This is a genomic window from Hydrogenophaga sp. (assembly GCF_051858985.1).
Taxonomy (GTDB): Bacteria; Pseudomonadota; Gammaproteobacteria; order Burkholderiales; family Burkholderiaceae_C; genus Hydrogenophaga.
In genome coordinates, this window is record NZ_JBHYGM010000002.1 from 228,259 (window position 1) to 248,121 (window position 19,863).

General features: G+C 63.5%; 25 protein-coding genes and 1 tRNA gene. 13 read left to right on the forward strand and 13 right to left on the reverse strand.

Annotation, left to right across the window (positions count from 1 at the left end):
• Positions 1-2: 2 nt before the first annotated feature.
• The 3 genes from ACTIEY_RS07430 to ACTIEY_RS07440 form a co-directional block, all read right to left on the reverse strand.
• Positions 3-533 carry a peptidylprolyl isomerase gene (locus ACTIEY_RS07430; RefSeq protein ID WP_439519421.1) on the reverse strand — a complete coding sequence of 177 codons (531 nt, stop codon included), beginning with the start codon at positions 531-533 and terminating at the stop codon, positions 3-5.
• A 71-nt stretch (positions 534-604) separates the two neighbouring features.
• Positions 605-1,972 carry a L,D-transpeptidase family protein gene (locus ACTIEY_RS07435; RefSeq protein ID WP_439518480.1) on the reverse strand — a complete coding sequence of 456 codons (1,368 nt, stop codon included), beginning with the start codon at positions 1,970-1,972 and terminating at the stop codon, positions 605-607.
• An 83-nt stretch (positions 1,973-2,055) separates the two neighbouring features.
• The gene (locus ACTIEY_RS07440) at positions 2,056-3,120 is read right to left on the reverse strand and encodes a tetratricopeptide repeat protein (protein WP_439518481.1); all 1,065 of its coding nucleotides are present in this window, start codon (positions 3,118-3,120) and stop codon (positions 2,056-2,058) included.
• A 180-nt stretch (positions 3,121-3,300) separates the two neighbouring features.
• Here ACTIEY_RS07440 and cysS point away from each other — a divergent pair, with 180 nt between their 5' ends.
• The 12 genes from cysS to ACTIEY_RS07500 all read left to right on the forward strand — a co-directional run bounded on the left by cysS (position 3,301) and on the right by ACTIEY_RS07500 (position 11,428).
• A complete protein-coding gene (gene cysS, locus ACTIEY_RS07445; protein ID WP_439518482.1) occupies positions 3,301-4,677 on the forward strand; it encodes a cysteine--tRNA ligase in 1,377 nt (458 codons plus the stop codon).
• A complete protein-coding gene (locus ACTIEY_RS07450) occupies positions 4,677-5,327 on the forward strand; it encodes a DNA-3-methyladenine glycosylase family protein (protein WP_439518483.1) in 651 nt (216 codons plus the stop codon). The genes cysS and ACTIEY_RS07450 overlap by 1 nt, the downstream gene beginning before the upstream one ends.
• Positions 5,328-5,373: 46 nt before the next feature.
• Positions 5,374-6,360 (forward strand): acetyl-CoA carboxylase carboxyltransferase subunit alpha, encoded by a 987-nt coding sequence (locus ACTIEY_RS07455; RefSeq protein ID WP_439518484.1) that lies wholly within the window; start codon positions 5,374-5,376, stop codon positions 6,358-6,360.
• A 1-nt stretch (position 6,361) separates the two neighbouring features.
• Positions 6,362-7,354 (forward strand): tRNA lysidine(34) synthetase TilS, encoded by a 993-nt coding sequence (gene tilS, locus ACTIEY_RS07460; protein WP_439518485.1) that lies wholly within the window; start codon positions 6,362-6,364, stop codon positions 7,352-7,354.
• A 73-nt stretch (positions 7,355-7,427) separates the two neighbouring features.
• Complete coding sequence (locus ACTIEY_RS07465) at positions 7,428-8,708, forward strand: aspartate kinase (protein WP_439518486.1); 1,281 nt, start codon at positions 7,428-7,430, stop codon at positions 8,706-8,708.
• Between the two features lie 19 nt (positions 8,709-8,727).
• A tRNA-Ser gene (locus ACTIEY_RS07470) sits at positions 8,728-8,820 on the forward strand.
• A 240-nt stretch (positions 8,821-9,060) separates the two neighbouring features.
• A complete protein-coding gene (locus ACTIEY_RS07475) occupies positions 9,061-9,471 on the forward strand; it encodes a hypothetical protein (RefSeq protein WP_439518487.1) in 411 nt (136 codons plus the stop codon).
• A 70-nt stretch (positions 9,472-9,541) separates the two neighbouring features.
• Positions 9,542-9,931, forward strand: coding sequence for a helix-turn-helix domain-containing protein (locus tag ACTIEY_RS07480; protein ID WP_439518488.1), 390 nt, complete (start codon positions 9,542-9,544; stop codon positions 9,929-9,931).
• A gap of 34 nt (positions 9,932-9,965) precedes the next feature.
• A complete protein-coding gene (locus ACTIEY_RS07485; protein WP_439518489.1) occupies positions 9,966-10,418 on the forward strand; it encodes a hypothetical protein in 453 nt (150 codons plus the stop codon).
• 96 nt (positions 10,419-10,514) lie between these two features.
• Positions 10,515-10,880 (forward strand): hypothetical protein, encoded by a 366-nt coding sequence (locus ACTIEY_RS07490; protein WP_439518490.1) that lies wholly within the window; start codon positions 10,515-10,517, stop codon positions 10,878-10,880.
• A 42-nt stretch (positions 10,881-10,922) separates the two neighbouring features.
• Positions 10,923-11,240, forward strand: coding sequence for a hypothetical protein (locus ACTIEY_RS07495; protein WP_439518491.1), 318 nt, complete (start codon positions 10,923-10,925; stop codon positions 11,238-11,240).
• A 29-nt stretch (positions 11,241-11,269) separates the two neighbouring features.
• On the forward strand, positions 11,270-11,428 hold the full coding sequence (locus ACTIEY_RS07500; RefSeq protein WP_439518492.1) for a hypothetical protein: 159 nt from the start codon (positions 11,270-11,272) through the stop codon (positions 11,426-11,428).
• Between the two features lie 718 nt (positions 11,429-12,146).
• On the opposite strand, the gene ACTIEY_RS07505 is transcribed toward ACTIEY_RS07500, so the two are convergent.
• From ACTIEY_RS07505 to ACTIEY_RS07550, 10 genes are all read right to left on the reverse strand, one after another.
• Entirely contained in the window at positions 12,147-12,350 is a 204-nt protein-coding gene (locus ACTIEY_RS07505; protein ID WP_439518493.1) for a hypothetical protein, read from the reverse strand.
• Positions 12,347-12,799, reverse strand: coding sequence for a hypothetical protein (locus ACTIEY_RS07510; protein ID WP_439518494.1), 453 nt, complete (start codon positions 12,797-12,799; stop codon positions 12,347-12,349). The genes ACTIEY_RS07505 and ACTIEY_RS07510 overlap by 4 nt, the downstream gene beginning before the upstream one ends.
• A complete protein-coding gene (locus tag ACTIEY_RS07515) occupies positions 12,799-13,896 on the reverse strand; it encodes a hypothetical protein (protein ID WP_439518495.1) in 1,098 nt (365 codons plus the stop codon). Before ACTIEY_RS07515 ends, ACTIEY_RS07510 begins: the two co-directional genes overlap by 1 nt.
• On the reverse strand, positions 13,856-14,272 hold the full coding sequence (locus ACTIEY_RS07520) for a helix-turn-helix domain-containing protein (RefSeq protein ID WP_439518496.1): 417 nt from the start codon (positions 14,270-14,272) through the stop codon (positions 13,856-13,858). Before ACTIEY_RS07520 ends, ACTIEY_RS07515 begins: the two co-directional genes overlap by 41 nt.
• Positions 14,273-14,405: 133 nt before the next feature.
• Positions 14,406-14,738: a hypothetical protein gene (locus ACTIEY_RS07525; protein ID WP_439518497.1), complete on the reverse strand. Its 333-nt coding sequence runs from the start codon at positions 14,736-14,738 to the stop codon at positions 14,406-14,408.
• A gap of 1 nt (position 14,739) precedes the next feature.
• Entirely contained in the window at positions 14,740-15,945 is a 1,206-nt protein-coding gene (locus tag ACTIEY_RS07530; protein ID WP_439518498.1) for an AAA family ATPase, read from the reverse strand.
• Positions 15,942-16,400 (reverse strand): CHC2 zinc finger domain-containing protein, encoded by a 459-nt coding sequence (locus ACTIEY_RS07535; RefSeq protein ID WP_439518499.1) that lies wholly within the window; start codon positions 16,398-16,400, stop codon positions 15,942-15,944. Before ACTIEY_RS07535 ends, ACTIEY_RS07530 begins: the two co-directional genes overlap by 4 nt.
• 262 nt (positions 16,401-16,662) lie before the next feature.
• Positions 16,663-16,878, reverse strand: a complete 216-nt coding sequence (locus tag ACTIEY_RS07540) for a helix-turn-helix transcriptional regulator (protein WP_439518500.1) — start codon at positions 16,876-16,878, stop codon at positions 16,663-16,665.
• A gap of 69 nt (positions 16,879-16,947) precedes the next feature.
• Positions 16,948-17,481: a hypothetical protein gene (locus tag ACTIEY_RS07545; protein ID WP_439518501.1), complete on the reverse strand. Its 534-nt coding sequence runs from the start codon at positions 17,479-17,481 to the stop codon at positions 16,948-16,950.
• Positions 17,478-18,710: a tyrosine-type recombinase/integrase gene (locus ACTIEY_RS07550; protein ID WP_439518502.1), complete on the reverse strand. Its 1,233-nt coding sequence runs from the start codon at positions 18,708-18,710 to the stop codon at positions 17,478-17,480. The genes ACTIEY_RS07545 and ACTIEY_RS07550 overlap by 4 nt, the downstream gene beginning before the upstream one ends.
• Positions 18,711-18,941: 231 nt before the next feature.
• Here ACTIEY_RS07550 and ACTIEY_RS07555 point away from each other — a divergent pair, with 231 nt between their 5' ends.
• Positions 18,942-19,859 (forward strand): EamA family transporter, encoded by a 918-nt coding sequence (locus ACTIEY_RS07555; RefSeq protein WP_439518503.1) that lies wholly within the window; start codon positions 18,942-18,944, stop codon positions 19,857-19,859.
• Positions 19,860-19,863: the final 4 nt, after the last annotated feature.

Here is a 19,863-nt window from a genome sequence, read left to right on the forward strand (position 1 = left end):
TGTTATTTCTCCAGAGTGGCTTTGAGGATGGTGATGGGAGTCGAGGGCACGTTCTGGTGCATGCCCTGGTCGCGGACGGCCACCGCGCGGATCTTGTCGACGACGTCCATGCCGGAGACCACCTTGCCGAACACGGAATAGCCATGCCCGTCAGGCTTGGGCGCATTCAGGTTGGCGTTGTCAACGGTGTTGATGAAGAACTGAGATGTGGCCGAGTTCGGGTTGCTGGTGCGCGCCATGGCAATGGCGCCGCGGTCGTTCTTCAGGCCATTGCCAGCTTCCAGGGGGATGGGGGCCTTGGTGGGCTTTTGTTGCAGGTCGGGCGTGAAACCGCCGCCCTGGATCATGAAGTCGCTGATGACGCGGTGAAACACCGTCCCGTCGTAGTGCTTGTCGTTGACGTACTGCAGGAAGTTCTCCACCGATTTCGGCGCCTTGCCCGGGTTGAGCTCCAGGACGATGTCGCCCATGGAGGTGCTCAGGCGGACCTTGGGCGCAGCGGATTGCGCCATGGTGCTCTGGGGCAGCAGCATCAGCGAAGCGCTGGTCAGCAGCGCCGCCAGCAGGGAACTGGCGCCGCGGCGCGTGAGGAGGGGTCGGTACATCAGAGGGTTCCTTCAAAAAAGATCGTCCAGCGATCCTGTTCACGCGTCCAGTACTGCCGCCGAGTGACGCCACGGCTCTGGCCCATGGCCACTTCACCGAAGGTGACGACCAGCGTGTCGTCCTGGTCTCGCCAGCGCAGCACCGAGACGTTCTTGAGCTGGATCTCACGCGAACCGTTCGATCGCAGCTCGCTTTCGACGCGGGGCCACCATTGGGCCAGATCGCGGCCTTGGTTCAGGAAGCGGCTGGAATAAAACCCTTTCAGGGCGTTGGCGTCGCCCGCACTGCGGGTCTGGCGCCAGGACTCCAGGACGGATTCGAACTGGCCGCGATCCGGTGCGAGGGCTTCTGGCTGCACCCACTGGAGTTCAGGGGCGATCACCACCGGCGTGGTGCGGATCTGCACCGTGGACAGCACGCGCTCCAGGTCCGGGTTGGAGAGCACCACGCATCCATCGGACGCCTGCGGCGCGCGCACGAACTGGTCGCTCGGCGTGCCGTGCAGCCAGATGCCGCTGCCGGTCTTGCCGCGCTGCACGTCCAGCGGATTGGGGTAGTTGATGGGCAGCGCGCCCACGCCGTACAGATCGGGCAGGTTGGCAGGGTTGAGCGTGCTGGTGATGTAGTAGACGCCCAGCGGTGTGCGCTTGTCGCCTTCGGTGGTCTTCTCGATGCCGGAGAGCCCCACGGAAATGTAGAAGTCGCCGATGAGTTTGAGACGCGGTGCGCGTTCCTCTTCGCTGGTGGGGCGCGCAGCACTCTGGTTCTCGAACAGATAGAGCCGCGAGCGCGACGCGTCGATGGCGATGGCATGGCGGCTCTGGGGCGACAGGGTCAGGAACTGCGTCGGTACACCTCCCTCGGGTGGACGCTCGGTGAGCGCGCGCAGCCGCCGGCTGGATTCCTCCCTGAGCGTGGCGAGCTGTTGCGCAGCGGCCAGCGCCTGCGTGTCGGGCACGTCGCCCAGGCGGCGCACGGGGCGGGCCTGCAGGCTCAGCAGGTCGCCATGCACAAGGTGGGCGAGCTGGAAGTTGGGGTGGTCGCGCACCAGCGACTGGGCGCGCTCGAGCGCCTGCCGGTGCTGCGCCTGGCCGATGAGCTGGTAGATCTCGATCAGCCGCGCTTCAGCCTGACCCATCAGGGGCTTTGACGCCTTCAGTCGCTCGCTGGTCAAGGCCACCGCCGTCAAACCTGATGGCACCGGTTCTGGCTCGCTCTTGACCGTTTCACTGATGAACGCCTGCGCGGAATCGATCAGCGAGGGTGCAGCCGTGGCCGTGGCCGGCAGGGGGGTGGTGCCGAACGACGCGTAGATCCCGAACGCCAGAGCAGACAGGAGCGCCGCCAGCCAGACACCGCGGGGCATGCGCCAGGAGGTGCTGCCACCTGCACCCATCACCGAGGTCGGGAAGCTGGCGTGACCGCGTTGAGCGAACCTCCGACTCGCCATCAGGATCCCGTGGATTCCCGAACGATCAGCCAGCGGTTGCCGTTCCTGACCAGGTCCAGCGTCTTGCGGCTGGTGACGTTCAGGGTGTCGGAGGTGTAAGCCTGGCGGAACCGGGCGGTGGCTCGGTCGCCGTTGACGGTCACATCGAGGTCACTCACCTCCACGCCGATGCGCGAGCGCGGCACGATGCGGGCGCGGCGGTCGGCTTCCCAGTCGCTGCGCGACTGCCCACCCGCTGGCGTGAAGTTGGGGCTGTACGCGGCGAGGTACAGCGGCATCTTGCGGGACGACCAGGCTTCGGCCCAGGCGGTCACGGCCGCCTCGACCCCGCGCTGGGCATCACCCGAAGCGGCGGGCGCCGGTGCAGCTGCGGGAGCCGGGGCAGGAGCCGCTGCAGGCGCCGGCGCGGCTGCCACTGGCGGCCTGGCTGCCGGTGCGGGCGCGGTTTCCGGTGCCGGGGCTGCCGCCACCGAGGTGGCAGGACGTGCCGTGCCCGCGGCGTTGCCAGCGAACAGGTTGCGGATCAGGCTGAGCTTGGGGCCTACCGCGGCGTTGCCGGCATCGAGCTGGAGCGCTTTGCTGTAGGCCTGGCTGGCCAGCTTGGCGTAGACGTCGCCCAGGTTCTCGTGCGCGGTGGCGTAACTCGGGTTGGTGCGGATGGCCATCTCGAGTGCGGCACGGGCCTTGTCGAACTGGCTCTGGCCCGCATAGAGCACGGCGAGGTTGTTGTAAGGCTCGGGCAGCTCGGGATAGTCTTCGGTGAGCTTGGTGAACGTGGCGATCGCGTCGGCCGACTTGCCGCTTTCGGTCTGGATCACGCCCTTGAGGAAGCGCATCTGGGGATCGCGCGGTTTGGTCGCCAGGTACTGCTCGGCCTTCAGCATCGCTTCGTTGAGCTGTCCCGAGCGCACCAGGCGGCTCACCTCGCCGTAGTTGTCGGTCTGTGCCCAGGCCAGTGGCGAGGCCAGGCTGACCAGCGCCACGGCAGCCCAGGTCAGGCGGCGCAGGCGGGCCGGCAGCGTGACCAGGGTTGTATGACGGGGTGAATGGGTCGAGGGTTTCACGGGGTGGAGCATGGGACCTCAAAGGGCGAACCTGGGCGTCCGGGCGATGGACGGGGCCAGTGAAACGTTGATCGAAGGCCCGACGTTGCAAAGGGCAAACAGACGGGCTGGATATACTGACGAATTGTATCTGAGGGGGTCCGGTTCCCATGGCCGCGCCAGACCACTCGCCGCCGTTCCATGACCCTGAAAATCCACAACACGCTGTCGCGAAGTCTGGAGGCGTTCCAGCCCCTTGAACCCGGTCATGTGCGCATGTACGTCTGTGGCATGACGGTCTACGACCTCTGCCACCTCGGTCACGCCCGCTCCATGCTGGCTTTTGATGTCGTGCAGCGATGGCTCAGGACCACCGGCTACCGCGTCACCTACGTGCGCAACGTCACCGACATCGACGACAAGATCATCGCGCGCGCCATCCGCAACGGCGAGACCATCACCGCGCTGACCAACCGCATGGTCGATGCCTTGCACCAGGACGCCGATGCGCTGGGCATCGAGCGACCCACGCACGAACCCCGCGCCACCCAGTACGTGCCCCAGATGCTGGCCCTGATCGGCCGGTTGGAGCAGAACGGCCTGGCCTACCGCGCCGAAGGCGGCGACGTGAACTTTGCCGTGCGCCGCTTCGAGGGTTATGGGAAGCTTTCAGGCAAGTCGCTCGACGAACTTCGCGCTGGCGAGCGCGTGGCAGTGAGCGACGGCAAGCACGACCCGCTGGACTTCGTGCTCTGGAAAGCTGCCAAGACCGATGAACCCGCCGAGGCCAAGTGGCATGGGGCGTACGGCGAAGGTCGCCCCGGCTGGCACATCGAGTGCTCGGCCATGAGTTGCGAGATCCTGGGTGAGACCTTCGACATCCATGGCGGAGGGGCCGACCTGCAGTTCCCTCATCACGAGAACGAGATAGCCCAGAGCGAGGGTGCCACGGGCCAGCCGCTTGCACGCTTCTGGATGCACAACGGCTTCGTGCGCGTGGACAACGAGAAGATGTCCAAGAGCCTGGGCAATTTCTTCACCATCCGTGAGGTGCTCGAAAAGTACGATCCGGAAACGGTGCGCTTCTTCATCCTGCGCGCCCACTACCGCAGCGCGTTGAACTACAGCGACGTGCACCTGGACGACGCGCGTGGCGCGCTCAAGCGCCTCTACACCGCGTTGTCGCAGGTGTCCCCGGCCGCCGTCGAGCCGATCGACTGGACCCAGCCGCACGCGCAGCGCTTTCGCGCCGCGATGGACGAAGACTTCGGCACGCCCGAGGCGGTCGCGGTGTTGTTCGAACTCGCCAGCGAAGTCAACCGCAGAAAGGACGCGGGACTGGCGGGCCTGTTGCGCGCACTGGGGGGCACGCTCGGCCTCTTGCAGGACGACCCGCAGCGCTTCCTGCAGGGCGGAAGCGAGACCGACGAGGCGGCGATCCAGGCGCTGATCGAGCAACGCGCTGCCGCCAAGGCCGCGCGCGATTTTGCCGAAGCCGATCGCATCCGCAAGGTGTTGCTGGACCAGGGCATCGTGCTCAAGGACAACCCCAGCGGCACCACCTGGGAGCGCGCCTGATGGCCTCGATCGCGCTGCCCGACGCCGTGCCCGAACCGCCCCCTTACTGGGTGGACGCCTGCCGACACCTGATGAAGCGCGACCGCGTGCTGAAGAAGCTGATTCCCCAGTACGGCAGCGCGTGCCTGCAATCGCGTGGCGATGCCTTTGGCACGCTCGCGCGCAGCATCGTGGGCCAGCAGATTTCCGTGAAGGCTGCGCAGTCGGTGTGGGACCGGTTTGCATTGCTGTCCAAAAGAATGACACCGGCCCAGGTGCTCAAGCTCAAGGTCGATGACATGCGCGCAGCCGGGCTATCGGCTCGCAAGGTGGAATACCTGGTGGACCTGGCCCTGCACTTCGCCAACGACCAGGTGCATGTGAAGTCCTGGGCAACGATGGACGATGAAGCCATCATTGCCGAGCTCGTGGCCATTCGCGGCATTGGGCGGTGGACGGCGGAGATGTTCCTCATCTTCCACCTCATGCGGCCCAACGTACTACCGCTGGACGACATCGGACTGCAGAACGGAATCAGCCGGTGTTACTTCTCGGGCGAGCCGGTCAGCCGCAGCGAGATCCGCGAAGTGGCCAACTCCTGGGCGCCCTTCTGCAGCGTGGCAACTTGGTATATTTGGCGGTCGCTCGATCCGCTGCCGGTGAGCTACTGAACCTGCCGGCCCGTCGGGACGTCGTTGACAAGACAAGGAGTTGACCTTGGCCAAGAAGAATTTTCTGGATTTCGAGCAGCCCATTGCCGAGCTCGAAACCAAGATCGAGGAACTTCGTTACGTGCAGACCGAATCAGCGGTCGACATCTCCGAAGAAATCGAGCAGCTCGCGGGCAAGAGCCTGCAACTCACCAAGGACATCTACAGCAGCCTCACGCCGTGGCAGATCACCAAGATCGCTCGCCATGCCGACAGGCCCTACACGCTAGACTACGTGCGCGAGATCTTCACGCACTTCGTTGAACTGCATGGTGACCGGCATTTCTCGGACGACCTGAGCATCGTCGGCGGCATGGCGCGTTTCAACGGCCAGCCCTGCATGGTCATCGGCCACCAGAAAGGGCGCGACACCAAGGAACGCGGCATCCGCAACTTCGGCATGACCAAGCCCGAGGGGTACCGCAAAGCGCTGCGCCTCATGAAGCTGGCCGAGAAGTTCAAGCTGCCGGTGTTCACCTTTGTGGACACGCCCGGCGCCTACCCCGGCATCGATGCCGAAGAACGCGGGCAGTCCGAAGCCATCGGGCGCAACATCTTCGAGATGGCCCAGCTCGAGGTGCCCATCATCTCCACGATCATTGGTGAAGGGGGCTCCGGTGGCGCTCTGGCCATTTCGGTGGCCGACCAGGTGCTGATGCTGCAGTACTCGGTGTACTCGGTGATCAGCCCCGAAGGGTGTGCCTCGATTCTCTGGAAGACCAGCGACCGCGCGAGCGATGCGGCCGACGCGCTCGGCATCACTGCGCACCGTCTCAAGGCCCTGGGGCTGGTGGACAAGATCGTCAACGAGCCTGTGGGCGGCGCACACCGCGACCACAAGCAGATGGCTGCCTTCCTCAAGCGCGCGTTGAGCGATTCCTGGCGGCAACTGGCCGATCTCAAGGTCAAGGAATTGCTGGACCGACGCCATGCGCGGCTCAACAGCTACGGCCGGTTCACCGACACCAAGGCCGACGCCAAGGACAAGCGCTGAGGTGAACCCCGCCGGCCACCCATCGGCCAACCCCTGCGAGCAGGCGTTGGCGGCGTGGAGTGGGCGGCATCCCGTGTCTTCCACCAGCGTCGTCGCCGTGGCCTACAGCGCCGGCGCGGATTCCACAGCCTTGCTGCTCGCCGGCGCGTCGCGCTGGCCCGGGCGCGTGGTGGCCCTGCATGTGCACCACGGCTTGCAGGCCGCTGCCGATGGGTTCGAACAGCATGCGCGCGCGTTCTGCGATCAACACGGCGTGCCACTGCGGGTCACCCACGTGGACGCTTCTCACGAGCGCGGTCAAAGCCCGGAAGACGCCGCACGCGACGCGCGCTACGCCGCGCTGGCACGCCTGTCGCAGGACGCGGGCGCTGCCTGCGTGCTGCTCGGCCAGCATGCCGACGACCAGGTGGAGACCTTGCTGCTCGCCCTCAGCCGCGGCGCCGGCCTGCCAGGTCTGGCCGCCATGCCGGAGCGCTTCGAGCGCCACGGCGAGGTTTTCGGCCGGCCACTGCTTGGCGTTGCTGCCGCCGACCTGCGAAGCTGGCTGCAGGACCACGGCCACACCTTCGTCGATGACCCCAGCAACATCGACGAACGCTTCACACGCAACCGCATTCGCGCCCGGCTCCTGCCCGCGTGGGAAGCCTGCTTTCCGGGGTTCCGCGGCCTGCTGGCGCGCAGTGCCCGTCATGCCGCGCAGGCGCAGCGGCTGCTGGATGAACTCGCGGCCATCGACCTGGCGCGAACGGGAAGCCCACCAGCCATCGAAGCCTTGCAATCGCTCTCACGCGACCGGCAGGGCAATGCCCTGCGTGCGTGGCTTCGACAGCTGGGCGTGGCGCCCAGCGCCGCGCAACTTGACGAGTTGCTCGACCAGGTCGCGGACTGCATCACGCGCGGTCATGGCATCCGGCTGAAGGTGGCCAGTGGCTTCGTCACGCGCGACGGTGCACGGCTTTCTTACGGGCCAGCATCGCAACCCCCCACCCTATAATCTCAGGGTTTTGCCTGATGGAGCCCGGGAAAGAGGGCATCCAGAGACGACCACTCCACTCCGACCAATCCCGATGGCTTTGATAGTTCACAAGTACGGCGGCACCTCCATGGGGTCGACCGAGCGCATCCGCAACGTGGCGCGCCGCGTGGCCAAGTGGCACCGCGCGGGCAACCAGCTCGTGGTGGTGCCCAGCGCCATGAGCGGCGAAACCAACCGCCTGCTGGGCCTGGCCAAGGAACTCGCCCCGGCCCGACCGGGAACGGCATACGGCCGCGAACTCGACATGCTCGCCGCCACCGGCGAGCAGGCGTCGTCTGCGCTGCTCGCCATCGCGCTGCAGGCTGAAGGCATCGAGGCGGTGAGCTACGCAGGCTGGCAGGTGCCGATCAAGACCAACAGCGCCTACACCAAGGCACGCATTGAATCGATCGATGACGCCCGCATCCGCGCCGATCTGGAAGCGGGCAAGGTCGTCATCGTCACGGGTTTCCAGGGCATGGATCCCGACGGTCACATCACCACGCTCGGTCGTGGCGGCAGCGACACCTCGGCCGTGGCCGTGGCCGCTGCCCTCAAGGCGGCCGAATGCCTGATCTACACCGATGTGGACGGCGTCTACACCACCGATCCGCGCGTGGTGCCCGAAGCGCGTCGCCTGCATCGTGTGAGCTTCGAGGAAATGCTGGAGATGGCCAGCATGGGCAGCAAGGTGCTGCAGATCCGCTCGGTGGAATTTGCCGGCAAGTACAAGGTGCCCCTGCGCGTGCTCTCCAGCTTCACGCCCTGGGACATCGACCTGAAAGAAGAAGCCGCCTCCGGCACCCTGATCACTTTTGAGGAAGACGAAGACATGGAACAAGCCGTCGTTTCCGGCATTGCCTTCAACCGCGACGAAGCCAAGATTTCGGTGCTCGGCGTGCCCGACACCCCTGGCATCGCCTACCAGATCCTCGGCGCGGTGGCCGATGCCAATATCGAGGTCGATGTGATCATCCAGAACCTGAGCAAGGACGGCAAGACCGATTTCAGTTTCACGGTGCACCGCAACGACTACCAGAAGACGCTCGACCTGCTCAAGGCCAAGGTGGTGCCCGCGCTCGGTGCGGCCGAGGTGGTGGGCGATGCGCGCATCTGCAAGGTGAGCATCGTGGGCATCGGCATGCGCAGCCACGTGGGTGTGGCCAGCCGCATGTTCAAGTGCCTGAGCGTGGAAGGCATCAACATCCAGATGATCTCCACCTCCGAGATCAAGACCTCCGTGGTGATCGACGAGAAATACATGGAGCTGGCGGTGCGTTCGCTGCACCGCGAGTTCGACCTCGACCAGACGGCGGACACCATCGCAAGCTGAGGCATAATACGCAGCTTCCGGAGCGATGACCGAGTGGCCGAAGGTGCTCCCCTGCTAAGGGAGTATGGGGTGTAGAGCCTCATCGAGGGTTCGAATCCCTCTCGCTCCGCCAGAACCCTAGTAAATATGCGGCCTCCGGGCCGCTTTTGCTTTGTGTCCATCAAAGTGTCCATCGTCAACTTTGCTACTAGCTACGGCTGCAGACGCTAGTGTTGAGACGAGGCAACTAGTTGACAGTTTGGTCACTTTATGTGGTGACGAAATGGCCTGGTGTGATAGGTTTGGCATCCTGCTTAGGGAGGGGCATAAAAATCGCCCCGCGAGGCGCCAAAACATAACAAACATGCTATAAATGGCTCGACTGATCGTCACTCGAGAGATTAAAGATGAAATCGAAGCGCTGAAGCATCGTGACATCGACGCTGCCGCCCAGGCACTACTGCTTCTGCAGGAGCTTGCCGGTGATCAAGCAAAGCTTGAAGACCTGTGCGTGGAGCACAACCATTATCTGTACGACCCTCCTTTCGAGGTCAAGGTCCTACAGAACGCCCGCAAGCTAGGGCTCAATATTTATATTCTCAAGTACCGCGAAGATGATGGCTCCTTACCAGGCTACCGGATTCTCGTCGGATTTGACGCCCAACGGAGTACCTACTATGCACTCGCCCTCGCCGACCGAAACACCTCCTACGATCAAGGTAGTGCTGCCTTCCGGGAGTTACGAGCTAGATACGACAAGTATTCAATTCCAATCTACCGTTGATATCGGAGGGATGGCGGTAGGAGTGGTGGAGTGCCGGGCCACTGTCTATAGACATGATCGTTGGGTTGAAGTGGACGAATTCATGGACACTGCGCTAGAAGCAGGTGGCCAACTCGTTGAAGACTATCTTGCCGAGCAAGAGGCTGATCCTGAGATGGCAGCGGCGCTAGCTCGTGCAAGAGCAAAGATTAGCTCGAAGGTCGCGCAACAGAGCGCAGGCGGATTGGCCGCATTGCGCCTGAATGCGGGGCTATCTCAGCAACAACTTGCAGAGCGTATTGGCGCACATCAGCCAAGCGTCGCCAGGTGGGAAAGAAAGCCTGAGCAAATGACGTACTCAACGATTGTTCTTATCGCAGGTGCATTGGGCGTGCCTGAACAAGCGATTTTCGATGCCCAGCGATCGCGCACCGTCGTTGTAGAAGCTGCTGCTACTCTCGTTCACCATGCTTCAGCTTGAGACCCCGCGGCTTTTTTGCCTCTACAGTGAGGACATGCGTCCTGAACAATCGGGCCAAGCAACTGTGGTCGGTTGGTATGGCAGTGGATTTGTGTCAATGCCGCTAACTGGCGATTTAGTGTTGCCCCGTCTTGCGATCAGCTGCGTGATTGAGTTGCCGCCAGATAGAGTGCTCGACGCCCTTACTTTTGAAGTGTTGTTGAATGAGAAAATTCTCCATAAAGTCGCGTTGCCTAAGCAGGCAATTGTGGATATGGACAAAGCTCTGATAAGTGTCGCCCCAGCAAACGCGTCCGCGAAAAAGATAAAAACTGTTCAGTTCGCAGTGCAGATGAGTCCGTTCGTTACCAAGGAAGAGGGCCGGCTCGTTGTGAGGGTGTGCTTGGATGACAAAGACGAGTTGATTGGTAACTCCCTGTGGTTCAAACGAGGCTCAACTCAAGTTGTTCAGAAAGTGCCGAATCGCGATTCGGCCGGCCCGGCATAAGGCTGCAGCGTCTCTCGACGCGGAACGCTAGATCAGGAGGGTATACTGTATTTTTGTACAGTATAAATTGCTGGACCTTTTCTCACGGCTTCTGCCATGCGCGTCACCCTGACCCAACTGCGCCAGAACGGTCGACGCCTCAACGCAGGCGCTCGCACGACGATGGTCGGCGAACTCATGACAACCAAGTATCTGAACGGCAGCAAAGAGGTGAAGGTGCTGGAGTTTCTGGAGGTCAGAAGCGCGCCGGGCATGTTCACCTTGAGCGAGGCGAAGGTGAAGGAATGCTGGCAGGAGAAGTCCATCATCGTGTTCTCAGGACTCGCCCGCGAGAACGACGCATGGGTCTCGCAGGAGTGGCTGATCGATGTGGCGCCCTCTCAAGAAATGATTGCGCGCTCCACAGTAAGGAGCCATATGCCCACGTCCCTGCCTCCCGCGCACAAGCCGCGTCAAGAATGACAATGCCGAGGTCATCATCAAATCCGAGGGCAGGGCCGCAACATGAACTCAGAGGAACGCATCCGCGAACTGGAGCAGAAGGTCGAGCAGCTACAGACCGTGTTCAAGAATGCGGTGGACGTAATGCAGGACCTCGGGGGCGGGGATCGCATGTATCAAGCTGCGGTAGTCGCGCTGATGCAAAGCCACCCGAACCCCGAAGAGATGGCTGCTGCGGTCCACCATCATCTAGAGAAGCAGTTCACCTCCATACACTTTGAGACGCTTCCTGAGTCTCACGTTCAGGGCGCGGAGTCCGCGCGCACCTGGCTGCTGGCCGTCGTGAAAGAAGCTCTTCGGCAGCACCGCGACCCCCTCTAGATGCACCCTGCGTAACGTACATCGGGACCATGGACGTCTCCAAAATCCTGCTGTGGGTAGGCGCTCTTCTGGGCCTGATCGGTGTTGTGATCGGCGCCGGTGGCGAGCCCTACGGCAAGTGGGTCGCGCTGTGTGGACTGGTGCTCAACCGGATTGGCTGGATCATGTTCCGGCTGTCAGAGGATTGAGCGAGTCTCCCGATCCTCCCCGGGAAGCATGCGCGATTTTGCGCACCCTCTCAGGCTGGTGCCGCCGGTGTTCAGCGCAGACGCTTCTGCAGACGTCGCGCGAAGGATTCACCTCCGTACCAAGCCTGGCTGTCCGCATCAAGCTCCTGGAACAGCGCCAGAGCTAGTTCCACATCCTCGGGCGTAGGGTCGCCACCCGGAAAGACCGGCGGCGGTCCAGCGCGGTTTCTGGTGCCTCGGCACCACGCCGGCATCGGTCGAATATCAACGGCCATCGGTTGAACCCTTCAAACGCTTGCGCACACTGGCGGCCTTGGCGGCCCATGCGCGTTCGTCCGCTGCTTCGGAACTGCGCTGCACCTTCGAGCGCAGGCTGGACGGTGCTGGGCTTGCCACAGGTGCCCGGGCCTTCGGTGTGGTGAAGGGCAGGGCGGCTTTCGCCGCGGCAACTCGCAGCGCCTCGCCAGGGATGGCACCAGTTGCGACCGCGCAAAGGTAGGCCAGCGGATCATCAAATACGGTTGCCCCTGACTGCCCCGCCTTTGCCTTCCGGGTCGTCGACCCTTTGGGGCGGCCTGCGCCTGCTCTTTTCCCGCCGTGTAGTGCGTCCATGGAAATCAAGTTTCAGTGTGTACGGTGCGCGTGAGGTGGGGCGCGGTTTCCTGGGGCGAAAGGGTTCGGATTCTTCGCCCACCCCCCCGGGCCCTTGGTATGGCCATCAATGCACCTGGCCTTTCATGCGCGCTTCGAACTCGGCCACCTGTTGCGTGACCAGCGACTGAAAACCGGGCGACCTCACGATTTCATCGAGCAGCTTCTGACCATTGGCGTTGGTCGTGGTGCCTGGGAATTCCGTTTCGATCATGTCGCGCACCCGGTCGAGCAGGATTGCGGTCACTGCTCTTCGATCGATCTCGATCATTGCGCTACTCCTTTGACCATCAACACCCAGCCGGCCATGCCTTCGCGCAGGCCCTCGCCAGCCGATACCGCCCGCGCAGCGACATAGACGCGATCGTTCTGCGTCACGACGTCGCCTTCTTCGTAGTCCAGTGCCCGCTGAAACGCACCTTTGAAAACGAGGCCGCACCGGCCGGCGGCCTTCTTACCGCCACCGCTTTCGAGCACAGCGATGCGCTTGTGCAAGGGCTCGACTGCGTTGCGGATTGCTTCGCCTACCGCCTTCCCGAATTCCTCGGGATCGAAGCCGATCTGCTTCGCAGCGGGAGACGTGTGGGCATCCTCCCGGTATGCGTCTGCCGCGGTCATCGATTTGGTGCCTTGCACTTCGATCGCCTGCGGGTCTGAATGGGCCATTTCACGCCGACGCGCGCGAATGCGCTGCAGCACGGCCACGTCGCGAGTAGCCATTACAGATCCTCCACGATGACGACACCAGTCGAGTCCGCTGCCAGATGCCATTGACGTTCGATGAGCATGGCGACTGCGTTCGTCTGGAAAAGCGAAGTCAGTTGTGCGGGAGCCTCCGGGCTGGCGCGAAGATCGACCGTCGCTTCACCGGTGGAGGCCATGCGAACCCCGCCGTCGAACAGAGCGATGCGGCTTGCGGGGATCACCACCATGCCGGCCTGGCCGTCCACCGCCACAAGGTGAATGCCAGGGGCGAACTCGCCACCTCGCACGCCTGCCGATCGATTGCTTTCATGGGTTGCCAACCAGGCGGCGTCACCTTCGCTGACAGCGACCACGAAGCCATAGCTCGGGCCTGCAGCCCGCAACCCTGCCCGCAAGCTAGCCAGTGGGTCGGCTCCCGCGGCGACGGTCGTGGTGCTCGTATCCAGGAGCGCCAGCAACACGCTGCGGTTCATTGCGCGGGTGATCGCCTCGCGAAGTTCTCGTTCGAAAAGTGCCTGGCCTTCTGCGCCCGTGGCCAGCGAGAGCTCGCGGCTCATCACGACGATGGCGCAGGCCTTCAGAAAGTCCACGTCGCCCAGGTTCAGCGAGAGATCGATGACGGGCTTCGGACCGCCCTCGGTCACCACGTTTCCGACCGCGCCGGTCGCAAGCATCGCAAAGCGCATGTTCGGAGGAAGCGTGCGAGCGTAGCGTTTGATCTGATCGAAGATGGAGAACTCGGCGATGGACGCGAGGTATGCACGCGCAAGGGCCTGCGCCTCGGGACCTCGCCACAGATCATCGACGTCCAGAGCGTTGCCTATGGCCTTCGTCACCAGGTCATCGGTTGCGTGCGCCTTGAGTGCGCTGAGTGCGATCTCGTTGCGGCCCGCGCTTAGCAGTCGGCGGGCGATGGTGACGAATGCGCCAGCCTTCTTTTCGGTGTTCGGAATGCCCGACGCCAGCATGGCGATCGATGCTTCCGCGCGTTTGACGTAGGCGAGTTCAAGTGAATCCATTTTGGTGTTCCGGTTGGTGACGATGGAACCAAGGTACGCAGTCACGCAAAAATCAAACGCCTTTTGCGATTTTCTGGAGGCGTTGCACTTCATCCGGCAGTGCCTGGATCTCGCCCACGCTCGCGCATCGCTGGCGCAAGTGATCCAGCACAGCCGATGCAGCCAGAAACCATGCACCAGCCAGCGCACCCGCGGTGGCGCGCTTGTGTGGCCCTTCGATCAGGTGGAACGCATCGCCGGCGGCGGTGGCGAGCACGTCGGGGAAGGTGGCGGCCAATTCGAGAATCAAGGCGTCGGCCGTATCCGCACCGAGCCAGGTGCGCACTGCATCAGGATCGATCAGGAGGGCATTCCCGCGCCCACGGCGGCCACGCTGAACACACGGGGCACCTTCGCGCACCCATCTTGCGAGCGTGCCAGGGCGGACTCCCAGCACTCCGGCCGCCTCGGAAATAGGAAGTCCGATCATCACTTCTTCAGTCTGAAACTACGGAAAAAGCGATGCCGGCTTGGGGACTCGGTGTCAGCGGGGATTGGTCTGCATCGGGCGATGCCCGCCCCGCCTCGCCACCAGGTAAGCACCCAAAAGAAAATGCTCATCGTCATGGCGTGCCACCGCGATACGTTTGATTCAGATGGTCGCGAAGATCGGCCCGCAGTTCTCGCGGCGTCTCAAGACATTCCCGACGCATGGCCTCCCGGGCCACGGGGCCGTCCCCGTGGTGGTCGCAGGCGCGCATGGCGGCCTCAATCAGTTCGAGGGTGGTCTGGTGGGCATCGATCAGGTACGTCACCAACGCGGGCTTGTGGGTGCGGATCAGGGCTCTCAGTTCTTCGTTCAGGCGCGCGGCGGGGGATGCGCTCAGGCGCTCCCCCTGAAGTTCCAGGCGAACACCGGCCGCGTACAGGCGTTGAAAGATGGCTGCGGCTTCCATTTCAAAAGCCCTCGCTTTCGTCGAAGGTGCTCACCTGTGCAGCCGAAGAATCCGAAGATACCCAGTCTTCAACGTTGGGCTCCTTCGTATTCTTCGGGGGCATCTTCGCGAGTTGCCAGTACCAGCCGCCGGCCATGCCGTCCTTCTTTTTGATGATCAGGAGGTCATCGGCGGCGCGGCGCACGGTGTTCCATGCATGTCCGGCTTCGGCGGCTTCGGCCTTCACGATCTTGGCTGACGTGGGTCCGTCCTTGAGCACCTCGCGCAGGAAGTCGGCGGCGCTCTCCCTTGGTGCCTGTTCGGCATCGTCGGCAACGTCCGTCAACAAGGCGCGCGCGCTCCCCTCGACCGTCTTGCCCCACGTCACCCGGGATGCCTCAATGCCTGGCAGTGCTTCCACCTGTTCCAGGTGGTACTCGATACCGCCATCATCCGGGCCAATGTTGGACTTGGAGCGCGCCAGAATGCGGCGGTCTTCACCGTTTTCGCCTCGCACCTTCGCGGCCACCAGCACCACCCGGGCCACGGCACTAAATGCCACCGAACCGATCACCCGCTGGGTCGGGTCGCCACCCTGGCCGCCCTTGCTGAAGTGCGTGATGCCTAGGACGGCAAAGCGTCCAGCGGCGGCGGCGTCAACGAGCGGTTGCAGGGAGCGGCGCACCTCGGTGTTTTTGTGACTGTCACCGGTCACGGCAGACACCACCGGATCGAGAATGACCAGGCTTGCACCGCCCGCGGCTTTGATGGCGGTCTCAAGCTCACGCATGTCGCGGGCAGGGTCGAATGGGTACAGGCCGGCTTCGTCCCGGATCCCCTGCACAAAGAAGATGCGCGAGCGGTCGCCACCAGCTGCAATGAAGCGGGGGAGCAGCGTATCCGCTGGATCATCCTCGCCACTGCAGACGATGACGTTCCCAGGCGTGCAGCGCGTGCCATCGGGCCAGCGCCCGCCGATGGTGACGGTAGCGGCGAGCGCGCCGGCTGCGATGGTGGTTTTTCCCTGACCAGGCGCACCTGCCAGGATGTGGACTTTTCCGAGCGCAAGCCAGTAGGGCCACAGCCATTCAACGGGCTCAGGCGTCAGCTCGGTCCCGCACGCCAGCACCACACCAGGCAATGCAAAGGGCGGTCGCAGTGAGCTACCGCGCGCCTCAATGTCGGCATCCAGAGAGGCGGCAAAGCTGTCGTATTCAGAGGCCCTCATGCGTAGGCCTCCACCAGTCGATTGATCCGGCCGGCGGCGGTCAAGAGGCGGAACCGGTCGGGTTCGGTGAGGGTGACGCCATGCGCGACGTTGCCAGCGGCTACCGCGGCCAGCGTGGCCTCGAAGGCAAGCACCTGAAGGGCAGCGCGCGGTGGCAGTGGCGCGGGCTTCTGCGGGCGCAGTGGCCTGCCATCCTCCACCCAGCATCCGAGGGCCTTGGCAGCGTCAACGAATTCCAGCCCGTGGGATGCCATGTGAAAGGCCAGCACGTCACCGCCCTTTTCACCGCAGCTCATGCACACCCAGGCACCGGTCGCCACGTTGACGCGCATCGAATCGCTGCCACCGTGGAAGTTGCAGATGGTGGTCTTCCACTTGCCCGGACCCTTGAGCGTCAGGCCCTCGGATTCAAAGTAGCCCCTTGGCTCGGGGCGACGGTCGCGGTCGAAGCTCATCGCGCCCCCACTTGGCGCGCGAACGCCTCAAGCTCATCAAGGGTTCTGCAGTACCGCGTGAGCCCTTGGCGGCTGACGAAATATGCGCCAGTCAGCACCGCCGTCGTGACGTGCCCACGCAATGCCAGGCGCGCAATCGCGGTCGAGCGGCGTTTCTCCACGTTGCCGCCATCGGGCGATGGTGGGACAATGGTGGCGTCAGCATTTTGGTTTTGTGCGATGTGCCCGGCTCCACCCGGGCATTCGCTTTTCTGGCCCCTGCTCACGCGGACACCTTCGGTCCATGTTCGCCCTTCGCCTGCGCATCGCGCCATGCGATCAACCGATCGCCGGGGATGACGGTGCAGCGTGCGCTCAGGCGAATGGGTTGAGGGAAGTCCGGTCGCTCTTTGATCCAGCGCCAGAGGGTTGCAGTGCCGATACCGAGCAGTTCCGCGGCTTGCTTCGGTCGGTAGGACCGTGATTCGAGGTTTGTCATCTGTCGCCCCAAGTGATCCCGCTATGCCTTCGGCTGCGGTATCGGGCGATCAAAACAACGACAGCGGAATTAACCCGGTTTCACTTTTTTGGAGCTCGCGTAGTTTCGAACAGTCCGGTCGGTGACGTTGTGCTGCTTCGCTGCCGCCCTCTGTGGGGCTGGATGCCAAGCCGCCTCCAACGCGGATTGTGTTTTTAGGACAGCAAGGGGGTCAGCCTTTGGAGGGCGTCCGCCGCCATGGTTAGCAATGAGCCGTCGCAGCGGTTCAACGAGATCGCTCAGTTCCGTGCCCGGCACATACTCGGCCAGCACCTCTCGCATCAGGAACACAAAGTCACTCATGACCGCCGATGCTCGCACCTCCGGGGAGAAATGGGCTTGAGTGAGCGCGTCTTCGAGCCGTTGCAGCGCGAAATAGTCGGGGTGCTGCTGAATGTCTCGCATCACAGCCATGCGCTCCGCAGGCGTCTTACCTTGCAGGTACTCGGCTAACGACTTGTTGGCTCGCGAGACGGGCATTCGCGTGGCATCGCTAGTGGCCTTTTTCGTTGCTGAGGACTTCTTACCAGTGCTCGCTGGTTTCGTTGGCTTTTGTGTGCTCATGCAGCCCCCCGCAACCTAACCACGTTCGCAGCCTTCTGCGGTAGGGCGAGGAACTTCGCCCAAGCGGTCATCAGCACGCGCCTACGTTCAACCATGTCGCTGCGTGAATAGGCTTGTTCCACGGCATCGCCCACGGTGTGCGAGAGGGCAATCTCCACCAGCTCACGCGGAAACTCGGTGTGATCCATCGCCCAAGTTTTGAACGAGGCGCGCATGCCGTGGGGAACTGCATCCACCTCCATGCGACGGAGCACTGCAGTTAGGGTCATGTCGCTAAGCTGGCCACCGCGCGGGGCAGGGAAGAGTAGGTCATTGCCCTTGATCCGGGGCAGCGCCTTGAGCAACCTCAAGGCCTGCGCAGACAGCGGCACTCGGTGCAAGCGCCCGGCCTTCATGCGCTCGCCTGGGACGGTCCAGAACCCGCCATGCAGGTCGATTTCTGCCCAAGTGGCACCACGGACCTCGCCGCTGCGTGCGGCGGTCAGGATGGCGAACTCCAGCGCGCGAGCGGCGGTGCCGGATGCCTTGCGCAGATCCAGCATGAAGGCGTGCATCTCGCGCGGGGCTAGCGCACGCTGGTGCACCACTGTCTTGATCTTGCTCGGCTTGGGGAACAGCTCGGACAGCCGGCCGCGCCATGAGGCGGGGTTTTCCCCGGTGCGCCATCCGCTCGCCCTGGCGAAGTCGAGCACCTTCTCGATTCGCTGACGCACCCGGGTGGCCGTTTCGGTTTTCTCGCGCCAGATTGGGCGAAGCACCTGCTCGACGTGTGCCTGGGCAACATCGGACACCAGCACCTTGCCCATGTACGGACTGGCGTAGGTGGCGAGGGTGTTGGCCCATTGCTGGCGATGCTTCACGTTGCGCCATTCATCGCTCTTCGCATCCATGAACGCGGTGACAGCTTCTTCAAAGGTCTTTGCCCTGGCCTGCTCCGCGATCAGTGCAGAGCGGGCTTGGTGTTTGGCTAGGATCGGGTCGGTCCCCTTCTCGATCAGCAGGCGGGCTTCTCGGGCCTTTTCGCGTGCGCCTGCCAGCGTGACCGAAGGGTAGCCACCCAAGCCCATGTCACGGCGCTTGCTGCCCACCGTGGCGCGAAGCACCCAGGTTCTGGCGCCGGTGGGTGCAATCTTTAAGTACAGGCCCGAGACACCCCCCACTGCATGCCAACCGGGCTGCATCAGCCGTTGCACCTGCAGTGCGCCAAGTTCTTTGGCTATGCGGGCCATATCGTTCGCCAGTGAGAATTGTCCATCGCCATGTCCATCAATTTGAGTGAGACTGGACGATATCACGCGATACAACGTGGGTCTACTGGTTTCTGATCGCCATAGGAGAATGCCGGTAGAATGAGACTACCCGGTGCGTTCTGGGGTTCGATTCCGGCAGACTCTCGCTCCGCCAAGACATGCCAGCCACACGAACGCGCCTCCGGGCGCGTTTTTCATTTCTGCGCGGCCATGTCCACTTCCACACCACCGTCCACCGCCGGCATTTCCACCACCGCGTTCGCCACGCTGCTGCTCATCGCTTTCATGATGGGTGCCAACCATGTCGCCGCGCGGCTGGCGTTCGACAGCGGGGTGAGCGTCGCAACGGCGGTGGCTTTCCGCAGTTGTGTCACTGCGCTGGTGGTCGGGCTCATGCTGGTGGTGTACCGGGTTCCGTTGAACCTGCAGCCGCGCCACCGCAAGGCCCTGCCCATCATCGGCTTGCTGGTGGGCGTGCAGAGCCTTTGCCTGTATGCATCGGTGGCCCGCCTGCCGGTGGCACTGGCGCTGCTGGCTTTCAACACCTACCCGTTGTGGACGGCCTTGTGGGCGCGCGTGGTGTACGGCCAGCGCGCCGCGCCGCGCGTTCTGCGCGCCATGCCGGTCATGCTGGTGGGGCTGGCGCTGGCACTTGATGTGTTCGGTGCGGCGTCTGGCCTGGGGGCCTCCGGGCACTGGTCGCGCATTGGTGTGGGCGTGGGCTTTGCGCTGGCGGCCGCGGCCACTTTCGGCCTGGCGCTGGTGATCACGCAGCAGGAAACCGGCGATCTGGACCGGCGGTTGCGAACCACGACCACCATGGCCATCGTGGCCTTGATGGCGCTGATTGCCACCAGCGTGCAGGGTGGCCTGGCACTGCCACAGGCGCCCATGGGCTGGGTGGGCTTGCTGGGGCTCACCTTTCTCTACGGCACGGCATTCACCATCATGTTCACGGTGTTGCCCAGGCTGGGTGTGGTGGGCAACTCCGCCATCATGAACATCGAGCCCATCTTTGCGCTCGTGCTGGCCTGGGCCATCCTCGGTCAGTCGATCGCACTGGTGCAGGTGGCGGGCGGCCTGGTGGTGGTGGCCACGGTGATGTGGCTGGGCCTGCGCAAGGGCTGAAGTT